The organism is Novosphingobium sp. HR1a (assembly GCF_015594425.1).
In the GTDB taxonomy this organism is placed as follows: Bacteria; Pseudomonadota; Alphaproteobacteria; order Sphingomonadales; family Sphingomonadaceae; genus Novosphingobium; species Novosphingobium resinovorum_A.
In genome coordinates this window covers 57,089-76,204 of sequence record NZ_JABXWS010000045.1, presented here as the reverse complement: position 1 = coordinate 76,204, position 19,116 = coordinate 57,089, and the positions used below count along the sequence as shown (strand labels likewise).

Annotated in this window: 18 protein-coding genes and 2 tRNA genes; 12 read left to right on the top strand and 8 right to left on the bottom strand. The window is 66.1% G+C overall.

Annotation, left to right across the window (positions count from 1 at the left end; genetic code table 11):
* Positions 1-48: 48 nt before the first annotated feature.
* From HWN72_RS10955 to HWN72_RS10930, 6 genes are all read right to left on the bottom strand, one after another.
* Positions 49-2,544, bottom strand: coding sequence for a TonB-dependent receptor (locus HWN72_RS10955; RefSeq protein WP_211150290.1), 2,496 nt, complete (start codon positions 2,542-2,544; stop codon positions 49-51).
* 198 nt (positions 2,545-2,742) lie between these two features.
* The gene (locus HWN72_RS10950; protein WP_211150289.1) at positions 2,743-3,765 is read right to left on the bottom strand and encodes a CorA family divalent cation transporter; all 1,023 of its coding nucleotides are present in this window, start codon (positions 3,763-3,765) and stop codon (positions 2,743-2,745) included.
* 75 nt (positions 3,766-3,840) lie between these two features.
* Positions 3,841-3,915: transfer RNA gene (locus HWN72_RS10945), tRNA-Gln, on the bottom strand.
* A 101-nt stretch (positions 3,916-4,016) separates the two neighbouring features.
* Positions 4,017-4,862, bottom strand: coding sequence for a glutathione-dependent disulfide-bond oxidoreductase (yghU, locus tag HWN72_RS10940; RefSeq protein WP_069708049.1), 846 nt, complete (start codon positions 4,860-4,862; stop codon positions 4,017-4,019).
* A 351-nt stretch (positions 4,863-5,213) separates the two neighbouring features.
* A complete protein-coding gene (locus HWN72_RS10935) occupies positions 5,214-6,326 on the bottom strand; it encodes a branched-chain amino acid aminotransferase (RefSeq protein ID WP_008832845.1) in 1,113 nt (370 codons plus the stop codon).
* A 783-nt stretch (positions 6,327-7,109) separates the two neighbouring features.
* Complete coding sequence (locus HWN72_RS10930; protein WP_069709193.1) at positions 7,110-7,670, bottom strand: hypothetical protein; 561 nt, start codon at positions 7,668-7,670, stop codon at positions 7,110-7,112.
* Between the two features lie 49 nt (positions 7,671-7,719).
* On the opposite strand from HWN72_RS10930, the gene HWN72_RS10925 reads away from it, so the two are divergent.
* The 8 genes from HWN72_RS10925 (at position 7,720) to HWN72_RS10890 (ending at position 13,339) form a co-directional block, all read left to right on the top strand.
* A complete protein-coding gene (locus HWN72_RS10925) occupies positions 7,720-8,496 on the top strand; it encodes a TlyA family RNA methyltransferase (RefSeq protein WP_037521303.1) in 777 nt (258 codons plus the stop codon).
* Between the two features lie 90 nt (positions 8,497-8,586).
* A complete protein-coding gene (locus tag HWN72_RS10920; protein ID WP_008832514.1) occupies positions 8,587-9,141 on the top strand; it encodes a TspO/MBR family protein in 555 nt (184 codons plus the stop codon).
* Between the two features lie 41 nt (positions 9,142-9,182).
* On the top strand, positions 9,183-9,434 hold the full coding sequence (locus tag HWN72_RS10915) for an accessory factor UbiK family protein (protein ID WP_008832515.1): 252 nt from the start codon (positions 9,183-9,185) through the stop codon (positions 9,432-9,434).
* A gap of 79 nt (positions 9,435-9,513) precedes the next feature.
* The gene (locus HWN72_RS10910; RefSeq protein WP_008832516.1) at positions 9,514-9,777 is read left to right on the top strand and encodes a hypothetical protein; all 264 of its coding nucleotides are present in this window, start codon (positions 9,514-9,516) and stop codon (positions 9,775-9,777) included.
* 27 nt (positions 9,778-9,804) lie between these two features.
* On the top strand, positions 9,805-10,410 hold the full coding sequence (locus HWN72_RS10905; RefSeq protein ID WP_008832517.1) for a DNA repair protein RecO: 606 nt from the start codon (positions 9,805-9,807) through the stop codon (positions 10,408-10,410).
* 10 nt (positions 10,411-10,420) lie between these two features.
* Positions 10,421-11,464: a 3-isopropylmalate dehydrogenase gene (leuB, locus tag HWN72_RS10900; protein ID WP_211150288.1), complete on the top strand. Its 1,044-nt coding sequence runs from the start codon at positions 10,421-10,423 to the stop codon at positions 11,462-11,464.
* A 58-nt stretch (positions 11,465-11,522) separates the two neighbouring features.
* Positions 11,523-12,719 (top strand): glycosyltransferase family 2 protein, encoded by a 1,197-nt coding sequence (locus HWN72_RS10895; RefSeq protein ID WP_008832550.1) that lies wholly within the window; start codon positions 11,523-11,525, stop codon positions 12,717-12,719.
* Positions 12,720-12,832: 113 nt separating this feature from the next.
* Positions 12,833-13,339 (top strand): DUF2238 domain-containing protein, encoded by a 507-nt coding sequence (locus HWN72_RS10890; RefSeq protein WP_231958203.1) that lies wholly within the window; start codon positions 12,833-12,835, stop codon positions 13,337-13,339.
* Here the strand turns inward: HWN72_RS10890 and HWN72_RS10885 are convergent.
* Entirely contained in the window at positions 13,326-14,606 is a 1,281-nt protein-coding gene (locus tag HWN72_RS10885; RefSeq protein ID WP_008832553.1) for a phospholipid carrier-dependent glycosyltransferase, read from the bottom strand. The two genes, HWN72_RS10890 and HWN72_RS10885, sit on opposite strands and share 14 nt — an antisense overlap.
* A 208-nt stretch (positions 14,607-14,814) precedes the next feature.
* Here HWN72_RS10885 and HWN72_RS10880 point away from each other — a divergent pair, with 208 nt between their 5' ends.
* The 4 genes from HWN72_RS10880 (at position 14,815) to HWN72_RS10865 (ending at position 17,477) form a co-directional block, all read left to right on the top strand.
* Positions 14,815-16,023: a PLP-dependent aspartate aminotransferase family protein gene (locus HWN72_RS10880; RefSeq protein WP_211150287.1), complete on the top strand. Its 1,209-nt coding sequence runs from the start codon at positions 14,815-14,817 to the stop codon at positions 16,021-16,023.
* A gap of 74 nt (positions 16,024-16,097) precedes the next feature.
* Positions 16,098-16,172: transfer RNA gene (locus HWN72_RS10875), tRNA-Asn, on the top strand.
* Between the two features lie 86 nt (positions 16,173-16,258).
* Positions 16,259-16,657 (top strand): Co2+/Mg2+ efflux protein ApaG, encoded by a 399-nt coding sequence (gene apaG / locus HWN72_RS10870; protein WP_008831267.1) that lies wholly within the window; start codon positions 16,259-16,261, stop codon positions 16,655-16,657.
* 37 nt (positions 16,658-16,694) lie between these two features.
* Entirely contained in the window at positions 16,695-17,477 is a 783-nt protein-coding gene (locus tag HWN72_RS10865) for a LysR family transcriptional regulator (protein WP_008831268.1), read from the top strand.
* 148 nt (positions 17,478-17,625) lie between these two features.
* Here the strand turns inward: HWN72_RS10865 and rlmN are convergent, their stop codons facing one another.
* Positions 17,626-18,954, bottom strand: a complete 1,329-nt coding sequence (gene rlmN, locus HWN72_RS10860; RefSeq protein ID WP_008831269.1) for a 23S rRNA (adenine(2503)-C(2))-methyltransferase RlmN — start codon at positions 18,952-18,954, stop codon at positions 17,626-17,628.
* Positions 18,955-19,116: the final 162 nt, after the last annotated feature.

Genomic DNA, 19,116 nt, shown 5'->3' with positions numbered 1-19,116 from the left:
GCGCGATCCGCAGTGTCCCCCCGGCCCGCGAAAGCCGGGGGAATTCGCTTAGAACGCCACGCTGGCGTCGATGCCGAAAGTGCGCGGCGCGTTGAAGTTGCCGTAGTCGCCCAGCACGTTGGAAATGCTGCCGACGGTGACGTTGGTGGTCGGGGCGCCGGGCAGGCTGTTCGACGGGTCACGGCGGAACACGTACTGCTCGTTGAAGAGGTTGCGGCCCCACACGCCCAGCGTCAGCTTGTGGTCACCCACGCCGATGTCGGCGAGCGAGATGCGACCGTTGAAGATGAGCGAGGCGTCGTTCTTGGTGGCGAACTGGTCGAAGGCCTGCGTCGCCTGCGAGTAGTTGCCGTCGATGTGGAACTTGATCTTGGTGTCCTGCGCACCGATCGGCAGCACGTAGTCGATCGAGCCGCTGGCCGCATTGCGCGGGGTGAACACGATGTAGAACTGCTGGTAGACGCTGGTGGAACGGCCCGCGGTATCCGCCGCAGTGATGAGCACCGGCGGGATCTTGGTATAGGTGTAGGCGTACGATGCGTTCAGCGTCAGGCCGTCGATCGGCTCCAGCGTCAGGTCCGCCTCGATGCCGCGGATCTTGGTGATGCCGGGAGCATTGATGGTGACGAGGTTGTTGAAGCTGCTCGAACCCACGAACTGGATCGAGCTGATGTCGACCTGGCTGTTCTTGCGGTCCATGATGTAGCCGGCCAGGTTGAAGCGGGCGCGGTGATCCCAGAAGTCCGACTTCAGGCCCACTTCGTAGGACTTCACGTCCTCCGGATTGAACGACTGGTAGTTGGACGTGCGCGAGCTGGCGCCGCCGGCGCGGTAGCCGGTGGCGTACTTGGCATAGACGTGCATGTCGTCGGTCACGTCGTAGGCCACCGTCGCCATCGGGTTGAAGCGGTTCCAGGTCGCATCGAGCGGCTTGTAGCCGACGCTCGCGGCGGGCGGGTTGGTGTCGTAGTTGACGTTGCGCGAGAAGTGCAGGACGCCCTTCTTCTCGTCATGCGTGTAGCGGCCGCCGACGGTGACGTGCAGCTTGTCGGTGGCGTTGTAGGTCAGCTGGCCGTAGGCGGCGTAGCTCTTGGACCACACTTCCGAGGCGCGGTCGATCGAGCGGCAGCCGACGTCCGAACCGAACCCGCCCGAACCGGTGCACGAATTCAGGATGGTGTAGACCGGCTGGCCGGCGGCATTGAGGTAGACGCCGTTCGAGTTCGGCGTCGCCGCATCGTCGCTGACGTGCTCGTTGAAGTAGAACAGACCCGCAACGTAGTCGATCTTGCCGAAGGTGCCCACGGCCTGCAGTTCCTGGCTGAACTGGCGCTGGCGCAGGTCGGCAAGGCTGTAGCGGCTGAAGGCGCACGGAGCGGTCTGGGTGCAGGCCGAGGTCAAGCTGACCAGCGGCGGACGGTGCGCGCCGCCCGAGTTGTCCCACTGCGTCGCGTCGACGCCGCGCCATGCGGTGATCGAGCGGATTTCGATCTCGGGGGTAGCTTCCCACTTCAGGGTGTTGGTGAAGCCGTGGGTCTTGTCGACGCTGACCTGCTGCGGCACGCCGATGTCGGCCACCTTCATGCGGGTATCGCCGTTGACGACGACGCCGGGCATCAGCGGCTTAACGGTGCCGGTGATGGTGGTGTAGTCGGTGCCGGGCAGCTTGCAGGCGGCGTTCGCGGCCTGGGTGCCGGCGACGCAGCCGTTGGGATTGTAGTTCAGCAGCTGGCTGTAGAACGGCGTATTCTCATCGCGCGCGACGTCGTAGGAGAAGTCGTTGGTGATGGTGCTGGTCGGCTGCCAGCGCACGGCCACGCGGCCGCCCTTGCGGTGGTACTGGTTGAAGCCGGCCTGGCCTTCGAGCGGGTTCTTGGTGGTCGGGTCCTGGTGCTGCAGCACGCCGTCGAGCTTGACCGAGAAGCCTGCGAACTTGGGCAGGTCGACGTGGATCGCGCTGTTGTACGAACCGTAGTTGCCCAGGCCGCCTTCGATGCGGCCGCCGAACTCGCCGGTGGGGGCCTTCGAGACGATGCTGAGCGCGCCGCCTTCGGTGTTGCGGCCGAACAGGGTGCCCTGCGGACCCTTGAGCACTTCGACGCGCTCGACGTCGAACAGCGCGGCGTTGAGGCCGTGCTGGCGGCCCATGTAGACGCCGTCGACGTAGATGCCGACGCCCTGTTCACGCGCGGGCTGGTTGGCGTCGAGCGGCACGATGCCGCGAATGCCGATGGTCAGCGCGCTCTGGCGGGCTTCGAAGGTGGCGATGCGCAGCGACGGCACGGCGCCGTCGGCGAGATCGTAGAGGCTCTGGACGTGGCGATCCTTCAGCGCGGCCTGGTTGACCACGTTGATCGAGATCGGGGTTTCCTGAAGATTGGTCTCACGCTTGGTCGCGGTGACGACGATGTCGCCAAGACCCGAATCCGCTGCTGCGTCCGCCGCCGTGTCGGCTGCAGGAGCATCGGCCCAGGCGTTCGAAGCGCTCATGCTGGCGAGGATCGAGCCGGCGAGCAGCGTCGCGCGGACAACCTTATTCATCATGTTGAATTTCCACCCTTTTTTGGCAGAATTTGTCTGCCTCGGGGCGGCTAATATGGCTGCATCACGACAGTTGTATGGAAGTTCGATGACACTGGAGTCGCGCGACCTTCATCTTCGCCTCATCTTCTAGGCAAGTGATTGAAAGGTAGTTGTATTCCGTCACCGCAACATTTCGAAAAAATCTCACGTTCCTGCAACCTAGCGGAAGAATCCCTTGCTCCTGAGGAACAGGTAAGTCGCCAGAGCGGTGCCCGCAGCGATCCCGGTGGCGACGAGGGTGCCGTGCGCTCCGCTGAAGGGAAGGCCCCCGGTGTTCATGCCGAACAGCCCGGTTACCAGCGTGGCGGGCAGCATCAGCGCAGTCATGACCGATAGCAGGTAGAGGTTCTGGTTGGTGCGTTGGTCCTGCTGCAGGTCGAGTTCGTCACGCAGCAGCCGCAACTGCCCTTGCACGGCGAGGGCGTCGGCATCGAGGCCCTGCAGTCGCTGCGACAGTTTCTCGACCGTGGGCTGCAGCGTCTCGGGCAGTTCGTCATCCTGCTCCAGCCGCCGAAACACGCGCTGGGCACCGTCGAGCATGCGATGGATCTGCGCAAGGCGGCGGCGGATGTCGAGGAGGTTGCGGCTGGTCGGCGGGTGGTGGCCTTCGAGAAAGGCGTCCTCGGCGGCCTGCATGTCGGCGGACAGGTTGCGGATGACCATGTCGATGTTCTGCGCCAGCGCGCCCACCAGCAGGTCGAGCGCGGCGGCCGCCCCGGTCACCCGCGCGCCGCCGCCGACACGCTGCATGACGATGTCGGCGGCGCCCAGCGGATGGCGCCGGGCGGTAACGATCAGCCCGCCCAGGATCGCCACGCGCAGCGCGCCGACCCGCGCGGTGGCGCGCACGTCGAAGTCGCGTTCGAAATCGTGGAGGATACAGCACACCGCGCCGCTCTCGACGAGGGCGCGCTGGTGCGAATCGGAAGATAGCAGGAGTTCGCGCGCGGCCACCGGGAACAGCGCCGACTGTTCGATCCATGCCCGGGTGCCATGGTCGGCAAGGTTGAGGTGCAGCCAGCGGAACCGTCCCTCCGGCGCGGGGCCGCAGGGCGCGGGTTCGTGGCTGCCGTCGGGTGCGAAGTCGAGGCCCCAGATCAGCCCGGGCGCAGCCGCTCCCGCCGCGCCGAGCGCAGCGCTGAAATCCAGTGCAGGTCTGGCGGTCGGCTTGTCCGTATGCATCTCACGCGAACGAGGAGAGTGCCTGCGCCTATAGCACAGGCGCGCGATGGATCGAGGCGGGTCTGGGAGAAAAACTGGCTGGGGCGGCAGGATTCGAACCTGCGAATGCCGGTACCAAAAACCGGTGCCTTACCACTTGGCGACGCCCCAGCGGATCGGACGCGTGCAGCGCCGACGATCGGGAGAGGGGCGCTTAGCGTGTTGTCCCGGCGGTGGGAAGAGGTTTTTCCCCAGCGCCGGGCACATCATTCTCAGGTGTTCAGCACCGCGTCGATGTCGGCGGCGCTGTGGCGCTCGGGCACGAAGCCTTCGCCCTTGCGGTTGACGATGCGGCCACGGCGCACCGGCTCGCGGGCGCCCAACTCCTCGCCCCAGCGCATGAGGTTCTCATAGCTCGGCACGTCGAGGAAGGTCGCCGCGTCGCCATAGGCGTCGCCGCGCACGAAGCCGCCGAACCAGCCGTAGGCGGCGATGTCGGCGATGGTGTACTCGTCACCCGCCAGATAGCGCGTTTCGCCGAGGCGCTTGTCAGCGACGTCGAGGATGCGCTTGGCCTCCATCGCGTAGCGGTCGATCGGGTACTGGTACTTTTCCGGCGCATAGGCGTAGAAGTGGCCGAAGCCGCCGCCCAGCATCGGCGCGCTGCCCATCTGCCACATCAGCCAGTTCATGCATTCGGTGCGGCCGGGGCCGGAGGTTGGCATGAAGGCGCCGAACTTCTCGGCGAGGTGGAACAGGATCGAGCCCGATTCGAACACGCGCACCGGCTCCGGGCCGGACAGGTCCAGAAGGGCGGGGATCTTGGAGTTCGGGTTGATCGACACGAAGCCCGAGGAGAACTGGTCGCTGTCCGAGATCGAGATCAGCCAGGCGTCGTATTCGGCTTCGTAGCCCGCCGCGAGGAGTTCCTCGAGCATGATCGTCACCTTCTGTCCGTTCGGGGTGCCGAGCGAATGGAGCTGGAAGGGGTGCTGGCCGCGCGGCAGTTCGCGTTCGAAGCGGGCGCCGGCGGTCGGGCGGTTGATGCCGGCGAACTCACCGCCGTTGGGCTGGTCCCAGGTCCAGACCTTGGGCGGGGTGTAGGTGAGATCGGCCATGCGGGAACGCTCCTTGGGAGATGGAAGACGGCGCACAGGTAGGTTCGCGCAGGAGCGCCGACAAGGCGGGAAGCGGTTATATAAGCGCTTCGTCCGGATGTTCGATGAAGGTCGCGGATCGACGCGGCGCCAATTTGCAGTCATCCCGGGCTTGATCCGGGATCGGCGCCTGTCTTTAGGCGCGAGGTTTGGCGGGGGCTTCGCCAAGCTCAGCCTGAGCGGGATTGGGCGCTTGGCGCAACCTCCGCCCACCCTGAGCTTGTCGAAGCACCACGTCTGGCGAAGAGGTGGGCCGCTCATGACCAGCGGTCCCGGATCAAGTCCGGGACGACGCCATCCTCAATGCCAGCTTCAGCCGATCTTGCGGATCCAGCCGTGAGTGTCCGGCGCTTCGCCGCGCTGGATCGATACGAGGCGATTCTTCAGCTTGCCGGTCAGCTGGCCGGGGCCGCCGGTGCCGATGGTGAAATCTCCATCGCGGCCCGAGACCTTGCCGACCGAGGTGACGACCGCAGCGGTGCCGCAGGCGAACGTCTCGATCAGCTTGCCCGAAGCGGCATCCGCGCGCCACTGGTCGAGGCTGTAGCGGCCTTCCGTCACCGTCAGGCCCTCTTCACGGGCGAGTTGCAGCAGGCTGTCACGGGTGATGCCGGGCAGGATGGTGCCGGTCAGTTCAGGAGTCAGCAGGGTGCCGTCGTCGAACGCGAAGTACAGGTTCATGCCGCCCAGTTCCTCGATCCACTTGTGCTCGGCGGCGTCGAGGAAGACGACCTGGTCATGGCCGCGCGCGATCGCTTCGGCCTGCGGCACGAGGCTGGCGGCATAGTTGCCGCCGCACTTGGCTGCGCCGGTGCCGCCGGGGGCGGCGCGGGTATAGTCCGAAACCCAGATCGACACGGCAGGGGCGCCCGACTTGAAGTAGTTGCCTGCCGGGCTGGCGATGACGATGAACTTGTACTGCTTGGCCGGGCGCACGCCGAGGAACGCCTCGGTCGCGATCATGAACGGGCGCAGGTAGAGCGAGGCGCCTTCGCCTTCCGGGATCCAGGCGCGGTCGATCTGCACGAGCTTCTCGATGGCTTCGACGAACACGCTTTCCGGCAGCGCGGGCATGGCGAGACGCTCGGCCGACTGGTTGAAGCGCGCGGCGTTGGCTTCGGGGCGGAACAGCGCGATGGCGCCGTCGGCCTGCTTGTAGGCCTTGAGGCCCTCGAAGATTTCCTGCGCATAGTGCAGCACCGCCGCCGCCGGATCGAGCGGGATCGGCTGGCGAGGGCCGATTACCGCATCGTGCCATCGCCCAACACCGTCTTGGCCTTCAGTCCACTCGATCGTCACCATATGGTCGGTGAAATTGGTGCCGAAGCCGGGGTTCGCCAGCACGGCTGCGCGCGTCTCGGCGCTGGCGGGGGCGGGGTGGGCAAGGGTGGTGAAAGTCAGGCCGGCATCGGCGAGAGTCGCCATCGAACGTATCCTCAAGTCTGCAACAGAATTGCGCCGTTGAACGAAAATTTCGCAGAATGCAACCCGGAAGCAATATTGCTACTCTAGCATTCAGTCTTAGCACGATGGCCCGGGGAGGCAAATCATCGAAGAATACCCCTCCGTCAACGACTTCGCCGCTGCCACCTCCCCATTGCTTCGCGAAAGGGAGGATCAAGCCCATCCTCCCTTTCGCGAAGCGATGGGGAGGGGAACCGCCGACGCAGTCGGTGGTGGAGGGGCGCACAAATGAGAAGGGCCGCACCGGCTTGCCGGTACGGCCCTTCGCATGGTCAGCGGCCGGGAAGTGCCGCCAGCGAAGCCTTTATCGCTTGTTTATCAGCGATAATGCCTCGCGACGGGAATTGCCGACCTCTCTGCTGAACCATGAGACATCGGATCACCTCCTTTCGCGCTGTTTAGCCATAGTGCGCCGCTTTCGCGGCTGGGACTTCGGCTGCTCCCGGGCGCGTATCCCGAAGGCCGTTGTCTTGAGTGAAATCTGGTATATTCCGCAGCGCACAACAAGTCTTGAAAACTAATTTTTTCAGGTCATGATCTTCGCTTCCGGCCAGTTATCCCCAGCCGCGCGGTGATTTGAAATCGCTGCTTTTGGGGGCTCTGGAGTGCGGCCTGAAATCACCCTTTTTGATGTTGCGCGCGGCTTGGCTCCGTTCGACAAGCTCAGCCTGAGCGGGATTCAAAAGTGACCTTTCAATCCCGCTCAGGCTGAGCTTGTCGAAGCCCCGTCGTTAAGGCGCTCCCTCAGCGGCAATCCTCGATCACACGCGAGATTTCGGTCCAGCTCGGCAGGTAGAGCGTGGGCTCCCCAGTCACTGATACGGCGAAGCGGCCGCGACTGAACGCCATGGCGTCGAGCGCCGAATCGCGGGCGGGCAGGGTGACGACCACGCCGCGCGGCGTGGCGGTGCCGGTCAGCGCGCGTGCGCCGGTGGAACTGGTGATCGACATGCCCACCGCTCCTGCCCGGGGCGCTGCGGCGCGCAGGAGGGTGACGGTGCGCGCGGTGTCGCACTGGACGATGAACTGGCCGTTCCCGAACGTCGCGCCCGAGGCGCTGCCGTTGCCCGCGTAGCTCCAGCTGCCCGGCGTCTGCGGTGCATCGCGCCAGTCGGCGGCCATTGGCGAGGGCGGCGGGGCGGTCGGAGTCGCCGGGCGGGGCTGCGGTGCATGCGTGGCGCCGGGCCGCGGGGCGGGCGTGCTCGGCGGCGGCGGTACGCATCCCGACAAAGCCGCCGTTGCAGCGAGACCGGTAAGAAGCAGGGCGGAAAGAGGGGTGGCGCGGCTGCGCGGATTTGCCTTCATGCCCGTGGTATGGAATGAGGCGCCGCCCATCTCAAGTGCATACCATCCCATGACCGACACGCCTCGCCCCCGTTCCCCTGACAAGAAACCTGCCAAAGTGCGGGTCGACCAGCTGCTGGTCGATCGCGGGCTGGCGGAGAGCCGTACCCGCGCGCAGGCGCTGGTGCTGGCGGGCCTCGTGTTCTCGGGCGAGACCAAGATCGCCAAGCCGGGCCAGTCGGTGAAGGACGACGCAGCCATCGAGGTGCGCGGCCGCGACCATCCCTGGGTCTCGCGCGGGGGGATCAAGCTGGCCCACGCGATCGAACATTTCGGGCTCGATCCGAAGGGTGCGGTCGCCATGGACATCGGCAGTTCGACCGGCGGCTTTACCGACGTTCTGCTCACCAATGGCGCGGAGCGGGTGTTCGCGGTCGATTCGGGCACCAACCAGCTCGCGTGGAAACTGCGCACCGATCCGCGCGTCACCGTGCTGGAGCAGACCAGCGCCCGCATCCTCACCCCGGAGCAGATCGACGCGCCGTGCGACTGGGTGGTGTGCGACGCCAGCTTCATCGGCCTCGCCAAAGTGCTCGAAGTGCCGCTCCGCCTCGCCGCGCCGCGCTGCCGGGTGGTCGCGCTGATCAAGCCGCAGTTCGAGGTCGGGCGCGGCGAAGTGGGCAAGGGCGGCGTGGTCCGCGACCCGGCTCTGCACGCCCGCGTGTGTGAGGAAGTGCGCGAATGGCTGGAGCGCGACGGCTGGGAGATCCAGGGCATCGTCGAAAGCCCGATCAAGGGTCCTGAAGGAAACGTGGAGTTTCTCGTTTCGGCACACCGCGGGAACTGACGGGTTCGCTAACGATTGCGTGATGGCCCGCCGCGTACCACAAACCGCGCCATTCTTGGGTAAATTCCTGATTCGGGACCTTTTGCGCGCATGAACCTGTTAGCTTCCCCCGGCCAGTTGCGCGCCAGCCTGATGCGCTGGCTGCTGGTATGCGTTCCCGTCGTGCTGCTGCTGGGGTTCCTCTCCGGACAAATGGCGGGAAGCGGGCCGGGCAATCCGTGGTTCGACGCATTGGTGAAGCCCGCCGTCTATCCGCCGCCGGTGACTTTCGCGATCGTGTGGTCGGTGCTCTACGTGATGATGGGCGTGGCTCTGGCGATGGTGTTCGCGGCGCGCGGCGCGCGTGGACGCGGGATCGCGGTGCTGGCCTTCGCGGTGCAGTTCGTGCTGAACCTGGCGTGGTCGCCGGTGTTCTTCGGCATGCACCGGATGAGCGCGGCGCTGGTGCTGATCGCGGCGATCCTGCTGGCGGCGGTGGTGACGATGATACTCTTCGCCCGCGTGCGCACCGTCGCGGCGGCGCTGCTGCTGCCTTACGTATTGTGGCTGGTCTTCGCGACATATCTCAACTTCGCGTTCCTGCAGGCCAACCCGGGCATGGACGGCGTGCAGCGTTCGAGCGCAGTGGAGCGGTTCGACATCTGATACCCCTTGCGCCTTGCCTTCGCGCGCTCCATTTAGGGCCCATGCAAAGCGAAAACCCCTTCGTCGCCGACTTCGCCAAGATGTTGAACAGTGCCGCCGGCACTCTTGCGGGCATGGGCCGCGAGGCGCGCGATTCCGCGCGTGAGCGCGTGAAGGAGTTCATGGGTGACATGGACTTCGTCAGCCGCGAGGAATTCGACGCGGTCAAGGAACTCGCCGCCACCGCGCGTGCAGAAACGGAATCGCTCAAGGCGCGTCTCGACGCGCTCGAGGCCAAGCTGGGCGCCAACTGATCAGCTTGCGTTATGTGCGCCGGGAACGTTTCTCGCGCACGCAGGGTTGAACATCGCGATAGCCCATGAAAGGCACGCGATGTTCACGCAGCTCAATCCTACCATTCCGCTTCACGTCGTCGGCAAGGGCGATGGCTATGCCATCGGCATGATCGACTACGGGCAGGAGCATAATCTGATCTGGGTCACCGCTCTCGACGGTTCGGGCGAGATCTGGTGTGCGCCCAACCAGACCGTCCGCCTCGGTCGCAACTGGACGATGGGGCGTGTGGAAAACCCCCTCATCACCAAGGACAAGCAGGCCGAGCACGCGCGCGCCGAGGTCGAGGAAATTTGCAACTGACGCATTGAACCGGCAGAGGAAGGCGCGATGCACTTTCGCGCCCCCGCCCTTGTCTGCGCCGCCCTGCCACACGGCGAGAACGCCGTCATTGCGCGCCTGCTGACCGACGACCACGGCCTCGTCGCCGCCTTCGTCGCCGGGGGCAGGGGGCGCGAACTGCGGCCGGTCCTGATTCCCGGCAATACCGTCGAGGCGGACGTCCGCTCGAAGTCCGACACCCAGCTTCCATTCGCCCGCCTTGAATTGCTCCAGAGCCGCGCGCCGTGGATCACCGAGCCGCTGCCTGCCGCCGCGATCGGCTGGGTCACCGCGCTCGCGGCCTCGGTCCTGCCCGAGCGGCAGCCGTTTCCCGCTCTCTACGAGGCGCTGTCGGGCGTGCTGGAGGCGATCTGCGTCGCGCCGTCCGCGCGCGGCTGGGCGCTGGGGCTGCTGCGCTATGAAGTGCTGACATTGCGCGAACTGGGCTACGGCGCGCGAATTGCGCGCCCGCCGGAGCACGATTGGCCCGCGCTGCTGGCCACCTTCGACGCCATTGGTCGAGAATTGGCCCGCTACCCGCTTGCCGATCGCAGAAGAGACGTTATGGCGGCGCGCGTCCTGCTGCGCGAGCGGCTGGCTCGGATCGAGGCTTGAGGAAACGACTATGCGCATCGCTGTATTTGCCGGAGACGGGATCGGTCCCGAAGTGACTGCCGAGGCAGTCCGCGTGCTCGAAGCGCTGCAGATCGACGGTATCGAGCTGGTCGAGGGCGACGTCGGCGGCGCGGCCTATCGCAAGCACGGCCACCCGCTGCCCGCCGTGACGCTGGACATCGCGCGGTCTTCCGACGCGATCCTGTTCGGCGCAGTGGGCGACTTTTCGCTCGACCACCTAGAGCGCGCGCTGCGCCCCGAGCAGGCGGTGCTGGGCCTGCGCAAGGAGCTGGGCTTGTTCGCCAACCTGCGCCCCGCCACGGTGTTCAAGGGCCTTGAGGACCTATCCACCCTGCGCCCGGAAGTTGCCGGCAAGATCGACCTGCTGATCGTGCGCGAACTCAACGGCGACGTGTATTTCGGCGAGAAGGGCACCCGCACGCTGGAAGACGGCCGCCGTCAGGGCTGGGACATGATGTCCTATGCTGAGGACGAAGTGCGCCGCATCGCCCACGCCGGCTTCAAGGCCGCGCAGGGGCGCTCCGGCAAGCTGTGCTCGGTGGACAAGGCCAACGTGCTGGAAACCTCGCAGCTGTGGCGCGACGTGGTGATTGAGGTTTCGGCCGAGTACCCGGACGTCGAACTGACGCACATGTACGTCGACAACGCGGCGATGCAGCTGGTGAAGAACCCCGGCGCCTTCGATGTGATCGTCACCGGCAACCTGTTCGGCGACATCCTGAGCGATCAGGCCAGCATGTGCGTCGGCTCGATCGGCCTGCTCGCATCGGCCAGCCTCGCGGAAGGCAGCTTCGGCCTCTACGAGCCGATCCACGGTTCGGCCCCGGACATCGCGGGCAAGGGCCTAGCTAATCCAATGGCGACGATCCTTTCCGCCGCCATGCTGCTGCGCCACTCCTTCGGTCTCGAAGCCGAAGCGGCCCGCATCGAAGCCGCCGTTGCGGCCGCGCTCGCGGACGGTATCAAGGGCGGCGACCTCGGCGGCTCGGCCGGCACGAAGGAAATCGGTGACGCGGTGCTTGCGCGCCTGTAAAGGTTGCGCCGCTACGCAATAATCGTTTCTTGACGTTTACAACCTAAAAACAGGGCGCATGAACATTTCCACGACCGATCTCGCGCAGGCTTCCGAAGCCGCCGTTCGCGCAGTTTCGCCGCAGGCGAAGCCGCTGGAACTGGCGGTGGTCCTGCCGACCTACAACGAGCGCAAGAACATCGCGACGATGATCGAGCGACTCGACAAGGCGCTCGCCGGAATCGCGTGGGAAGCCATCTACGTCGACGACAACAGCCCCGACGGCACCTCGGACGAGGCGCGCCGCTTGTCGCTGTCCGATCCGCGCGTGCGCTGCATCCAGCGCATTGGCCGCCGCGGCCTCGCCAGCGCCGCGATCGAGGGGATGTGCTCCACCGCCGCCCCCGTGGTCGCGGTGATGGACGCCGACCACCAGCACGATCCCGCGCTGCTGCCGGGCATGCTCAAGGCCGTCGCCTCGGGCGAGTACGACCTCGCCTATGCCTCTCGCTTCGCCGAGGGCGCCAGCACCGAGGCATGGGGCCGCCCCGACCGCGTCAAGGCATCGGGCTTCGCCAACCGCATCGCCAACAAGGTGACCGGAGTAGAGCTGACCGACCCGATGAGCGGCTTCTTCATGCTGCGCACCCAGACCCTGCGCGCCGACGCGCACCGCTTGTCGGGCGTCGGCTTCAAGATCCTGCTCGACATCCTGGCCACGGTGGACACCCCGCTGCGCGTCAAGGAATTCCCCCTCAACTTCGCCGCGCGAGCAGAAGGCGAAAGCAAGCTGGACCAGACCGTCGTGTTCGAATTCCTCGTGGGCCTTTACGACAAATGGCTGGGCCGGATCATCCCGACCCGTTTCGCGCTGTTCGGCACCGTGGGCGCCATGGGCGTGGTGGTGCAGCTGGCGGTGCTGTGGACGATGCTCCACGTCGTCTTCGGCGAGCGTTTCGTCTACGGCAACTGGTCCGAGAGCACGACCTTCAACATTGCGAACACGATCGCCGCGCTGGTGGCGATGACGTTCAATTTCGTGCTCAACAACGAACTGACTTATTCGGACAAGCGCCTGCGCGGCTTCGCACCGCTGATGCGCGGCTGGGCGCAGTTCGCGCTGACCTGCTCGCTGGGCCTGCTCACCAACATCGGTTCGGCCGCCGTGCTCAAGACCATCGGCATCCACGACGTGCTGGCGGTGATCACCGGCGTGCTGCTGGCCTCGGTGTTCAACTTCGCGCTCTCGTCGAAGTTCGTCTGGGGCAAGTACTGATCCCGAACCGCACGCAAGCGGTTCTGCTGGGGCTGACGGCGCTATGGGCGCTCGTCAGCCTCATTGATTCGCCGTACCCGAGCCTCGCACCGCTGCAGAACCTGCCGACGCTGGTGATCGTCGCGGGGTTGTGGCTGGCGCTGCGGCGCTGGCCGATGCCGACGAGCGCTGTAGCCTGCGCCTGCCTGTTCCTGTGGCTGCACACGCTGGGCGGACGCTACATCTATTCCTTCGTTCCCTATGAGGACTGGGCGAGGGCGCTCGGCCTGCCGTCGCCCGCGGCGACGCTGGGATTGCAACGCAATTCGTGGGACCGGCTCGTCCATTTCAGCTTCGGGGCCTGCTGGGTCCATCCCATCTCGGCCTGGCTGGCACGGCACCGCAAGCTCTCGCTTTCGCTGGCGACTTACATCGCGGTCGAGTTCGTGCTGGCGGGCAGCGCGATCTATGAAATCTTCGAGTGGCTGTTGACCGTGTTCATGGCCGGGCCCGACGCGCTTGCCTACAACGGGCAGCAGGGCGATCCGTGGGACCCGCAAAAGGACATGGCGCTCGCCGGGATAGGCGCGGTGGCGGCGGCAGGGTTCCTGCGGCTGCGCACGCGGCTTACCGCCAGCTAGGCAGCCACATCCACAGGTTGTAGGCGTCCTTGAAGGGCAGCGGCCAGCCCGAGATGATCGGGTAGAACACCACGAACAGCGCCAGCGACAGGCCGAAGACCCACCGCGCCACAAGCCGCCAACGGTCGCGCCGGTCCCACAAGGCGTCGAGGCCGAGCGCCAGCAGCGCCATCAGGAACGCGCCGGGCAGCAGGTAGTGGTAGTAGAACTGCACCGGCTTGCCGTTCACCGCCCACATGCCCACGCACACGAAATAGAGCACCGCGAAGAACAGCACGTCGCGGCGGCCGCGGAAGAGGGCGGCCCACACACTCCAGAAGAACGCGAGGAGGCCCGCGATCATCGCCATCGGATTGCCGATCATCACCACGCCGCGGTGCGCGCCGTCGACATTCTGGAACAGATACCAGATGCCCCGCCAGTCGACGATCCACTGATACCAGTACGTCTTGTAAGGGTGCGGCTTCTTCACGCTATCCTGCAGGCGTACCATCAGTTCGTGCTGCTGGACGAAGCCCCAGGGCGAGAGCGTGTGGTGCGGGTAGAACATCGCCGGGATGAACGTCGCCCAGTAGACCGCGATCGGAAACAGGCCGAGCCACAGCGCGGCCTCGATCAGGCTCACGCCCTTGATCGGCCCGGCGCCGCGCTTGCCGATGAAGACCGGGCCGGTATCCGCGATACGCATGGCGAGGAAGGCGAGACCCGGCATCGCCAGCGCCGGAGCGCCGCTCCACTTCGCGCCCAGCGACAGGCCGAGGGCCAGGCCGCTCAGGATCAGGTGCATGCGCGCGATGCCGGTGCGTTTCGCTCGCCATGCGGCCGCGAACTGCCACAGGCCCACCATGCACATGCCTGCGGCGATCATGTCGAGCATGGCGATGCGGCTTTGCACGAACCACATAAAGTTGGTGGCCAGCAGCGCCGTCGCCAGCACCGTCGCGCGGCGCAGTTGCGTCACATGCCAGACCAGCCGCGCAAAGGCGAACAGGCCGAGTCCGCCGAACAGTGCCGGGCCGAGGCGCCACGCCAGCGGCTTGTCGCCCAGCAGGTGGATGAAGCCGGCGATCACTTCCTTGGCGAACAGCGGATGTTCGCGGTTGGCGGGGATCAGCTCCAGCAGCTTGAGCGCGGCGGGGACGTAGTGAACCTCGTCGAAGTAGTAGCGCGAGGGGATCGTCAGCCGCCACAGCACCAGCGCCTCGAACGCCGCGACGATGAGAAGGCACCAGCCGAGCGGATCGCGATTTTGACGGGAGAGTGGCATCGGATGCGCGGATAAAGAGGGGCGCGGGTTTCGGCAAGCGCTTGAGCGGTTCGCCCCACCCCGTCCGGCTAAGCCGCTTCGCGGCCAAGCCTACCGCCCATCCCGCATGGGGGAGGGGTAGCGAGACTTGGCAGTTTGCTGCCTAGTCGCAGCGGGGTGGGCCCAGCGCGCTTGCACAGACTCGCGCGCGCCCTTAGAGGCTTGCGCCATGAAACGCACCACCGGACAGGATCGCAGCCAGACCCAGAACTGGCGCCCCGCAACCCGCGCCATCCGCGGAGGCACCTGGCGTTCGGAAATGGGCGAGACCAGCGAAGCGCTGTTCCTGACTTCGGGTTACAGCTACGACGATGCCGCCACGGTCGCCGCCCGCTTCCAGGGCGACGAGGAAGGCATGACCTACTCGCGCCTGCAGAACCCGACGGTGGCGATGCTGGAGGAGCGCATTGCTCTCCTCGAAGGCGCCGAGGCGTGCCGCACCCAGGCCACCGGCATGGCGGCGATGACCGCCGCGCTGCTGTGCCAGCTTTCGGCGGGCGACCACATGGTGAGCGCGCGCGCCGCCTTCGGTTCGTGCCGCTGGCTGGGCGACCACCTGCTGCCGCGCTTCGGCGTCGAGGTGACGCTGGTGGACGCCGGTGACACCGCGCAGTGGGAAGCGGCGATCCGCCCCAACACCAAGGTCTTTTTCTTCGAGACCCCGGCGAACCCGACCATGGGCGTCGCCGACCTCGCCGCCATCGCCGAGATCGCCAAGGCGCACGGCATCACCACGGTCGTCGACAACGCCTTCTGCTCGCCCGCGCTGCAGCGGCCGATGGAGTTCGGCATCGATGTCGTCGCCTACTCCGCGACCAAGCTGATGGACGGGCAGGGCCGCGTCCTTGCTGGCGCCGTCTGCGGTTCGGAGCAGTTCATCAACGACGTGCTGCTGCCGTTCCAGCGCAACACCGGCCCGAACCTCTCGCCCTTCAACGCCTGGGTCGTGCTCAAGGGCCTCGAGACGCTGGACCTGCGCGCCAAGAAGCAGAGCGAGAACGCGCTGGCTCTCGGCAAGTTCATGGAAGATCGCGTGCCCACGATCCTGCACCCCTGGCTCGACAGCCACCCGGCGCAGGCGCTGGCGATGAAGCAGATGGATGCTTGCGGGCCGATCTTCTCCTTCGTGCTCGATGGCGGGCGCGAACAGGCGCATGGGCTGCTCGATGCCCTGAAGCTGATCGACATCTCGAACAACATCGGCGACTCGCGTTCGCTGATGTGCCACCCGGCCTCGACCACGCACCACAACATGGGGCCGGAAGGCCGCGAGGCGATGGGCATCGGCGAAGGCATGCTGCGCATCAATGTCGGCCTTGAGGACATCGAAGACCTCAAGGAAGACATGGATCAGGCTTTGAAGGCCATCGGCCTTTAAAGTAGCGCCGACGCGGTCGCGTTGAAGAGCGACTGCCAGTTTAGCCTGCCAGCCCCCCGACGCTGGCAGGCCGTTCCCCGATAGCTCAGCGGTAGAGCATTCGACTGTTAATCGAATGGCCGTAGGTTCGAATCCTACTCGGGGAGCCAAAGTCCGATAGCGGAGCAGATTGCCGGAACCTGCTCACTTCTACACGGTTGTAGCCTGAAAGAATCGTGGTTAGGTTGCCCGTGTCATGAAGGAACTGTTCCAGCACTCCGCGATCACCGACGGCCTCACCGTGCGTGTGGCCGTCAATTTTCTGCCCGAGCAATCGCGTATCGAGGCGGGTAAATGGTTCTGGGTGTATCACATCCGGATCGAGAACGAGACCGACCACACGCTGCAACTGATGACCCGTCACTGGCGCATCACCGATGCCAACGGCAAAGTCGATGTGGTCGAGGGTGAGGGCGTCGTCGGGGAACAGCCGTTGCTCGAACCGGGCCGGAGTCACGACTACGTCTCGGGATGCCCGCTCTCGACGCCGCAGGGTTCGATGGAGGGGTATTACACCTTCCGCCGCGATGACGGCACCGAATTCCGCGCCAGCATCCCCTTCTTCCCGCTTGCTGCGCCCGCGACCGCAGGCTGATATTGCCCCGCGCGACTGTGGCGCTTAGGGAAGCGTCATGAAGCGCACGCACCTGCCCCTCAACGCCCTGCGCGTCTTCGACGCAGCGGCGCGCCATCTCTCCTTCACCCGCGCCGCCGACGAACTGGCGGTGACGCCCGCCGCCGTCGGCCAGCAGATCCGCGCGCTGGAAGACCTGCTCGGCGTGGTGCTGTTCCGCCGCACCAGCAAGGGGCTGGAACTGACCGAAGAGGCGGGTGCCGGTCTTGCCGCGCTGCGCAGCGGGTTCCTCCATTTCGAGGACGCCGTGCAGGCGATGCAGGCAGGGCAGTCGAGCCACGTCTACACCATCGCTTGTCCGCGCGAGTTCTTCGCCGCCTGGCTGGCGCCGCGCCTTGCCGCATTTCGCGCTGCTAATCCGCAAGTGCGATACGTGCTGGTCGATGGCGAGATGACGGATTTCACAGAAGCTAACCTCGACCTCGCGGTGCGCTGGACGGATGGGCCGGGCGATCTTGAGGGAGTGGCGCTCGGTAGCGCCGAATGGGTCGAAGTGGGCTCGGGCGACTGGATCGGCTGGCCGGGCGACCCCGAGCCGGACGGTGAGGGAGAAGAGGCCAAGCCGCCGGTCGTGGTGAGCGATGCCGGGCAGGCGATCGCCGCCGCGCTGGCCGGGATCGGCCGTGCGCGCATTCCGGCGCTGCTTGCGGCGGGCGTCGCCGGGCGCGATGCGGCTGTGGGTGAGCCAACGCCGAGCCGTCGTGGCTATTGGCTGGTCGCGCCGACGCCGCAGTGGCGGCAGAAGAAAGTCAAGGAACTCGTCGCGGCGCTGACGGAGTGAGTTGCCCACCCCGTCCGACTAACTCGCTGCGCTCGTAAGTCTCCCGGCCCTCCCGCAAGCGGGAGGGCAGAACAGACCTCTCATTCCCCTCCCGCTGGCGGGAGGGGGCAGGGGTGGGCTTTCATCATTCATCAGCGGTGGGCTTCCCTCAGCCCAGCAGCGCCGCTTCCTTCTCCGCCAGCAGGCGGTCGATCTCGGCGCGGCTCTTCTTTTCCGCTGCCGTCTTGAGCTGGCCGCAGGCCGCATCGATGTCGCGTCCGCGCGGGGTGCGCACCGGCGCGGAAATGCCGCCCTGGAACACGATCTCCGAGAACGAACGGATGCGCTCGGGCGTCGAGCATTCGTAAGGTGCGCCGGGCCAGGGGTTGAACGGGATCAGGTTCACCTTGGCGGGCAGCTTGTAGTGCTTGAGCAGGCGGACCAGTTCGCGCGCGTCGTCGTCGCTGTCGTTCTTGTCCTTGAGCATCACGTACTCGAAGGTGATGCGCCGGGCGTTGGAGGCGCGCGGATAGTCGGCGCAGGCTTGCAGCAGCTGCTCGATGCCGTACTTCTTGTTCACCGGCACGATCTCGTCGCGCACTTCCTTGGTCACCGCGTGAAGCGAGACGGCAAGGTTCACGCCGATCTCCTCACCGCAGCGTTCCATCTGCGGGATCACGCCCGAGGTGGAGAGGGTGATGCGGCGCTTCGACAAGGCGAGGCCGTCACCGTCCATCACCAGCTTGAGCGCATCGCGCACGTTGTCGAAGTTGTAGAGCGGCTCGCCCATGCCCATCATCACGATGTTAGTCAGCAGGCGGCCGCTAGGGTGGTAGCCGCCTTCCTCGTCATCGTCGTCACCGATGTCGTCCATCAATGCGGCGAGGCGGCGACTGTCTTCGGCGTTCTTGGGCCACTCACTGAGCGAATCGCGCGCCAACATGACCTGGCCGACGATCTCGCCCACGGTCAGGTTGCGCACGAGGCGCATGGTGCCGGTGTGGCAGAAGCGGCAGTTGAGCGTGCAGCCGACCTGCGAGGAGACACAGAGCGTCCCGCGATCGGCGTCGGGAATGAACACCATCTCGAAGTCGTGCGCGTCTGCCGTGCGCAGCAGCCACTTGCGGGTGCCATCGCTGGAATGCTGCGCCTCCACGATCTCCGGGCGGCCGATGACGAAGCGTTCGGCCAGCCAGGGGCGCATGGTCTTGGCGATGTCGGTCATCGCCTCGAACTCGGTCACGCCGCGGTGGTAGAGCCAGTGATAGACCTGCTTGGCGCGCAGCTTGGCGGCCTTCACGTCCAGCCCGGCGCCTTGGAACAGTTCGGCGATGCGCTTTTTGGGCAGGCCGATGAGGTCGATGCGCCCGTCTTCGCGCGGGGTCACGCCGTCCACCAGGGAGGGACGCGCCACGGTCATCGGGTCGACGTTGCCCGGGATCGGCGTGAGGCCGGCGGCGGTCGAGACCGCTGCGGTGGAGATGTGCTGCTCTGACATGATCGGCGGGCATATAGTGCATATCGCCCCGAAACGGAAGATGCCCGCCCGCGCGAGCCTGCGCGAACGGCGAGCGCTTTGTCAGGTTCCCGTCACACATCGCGCCACATACTCCATCCATCGACGCAGTGTTGCCGAAAAACATCAACGTTTTCGTTGTGT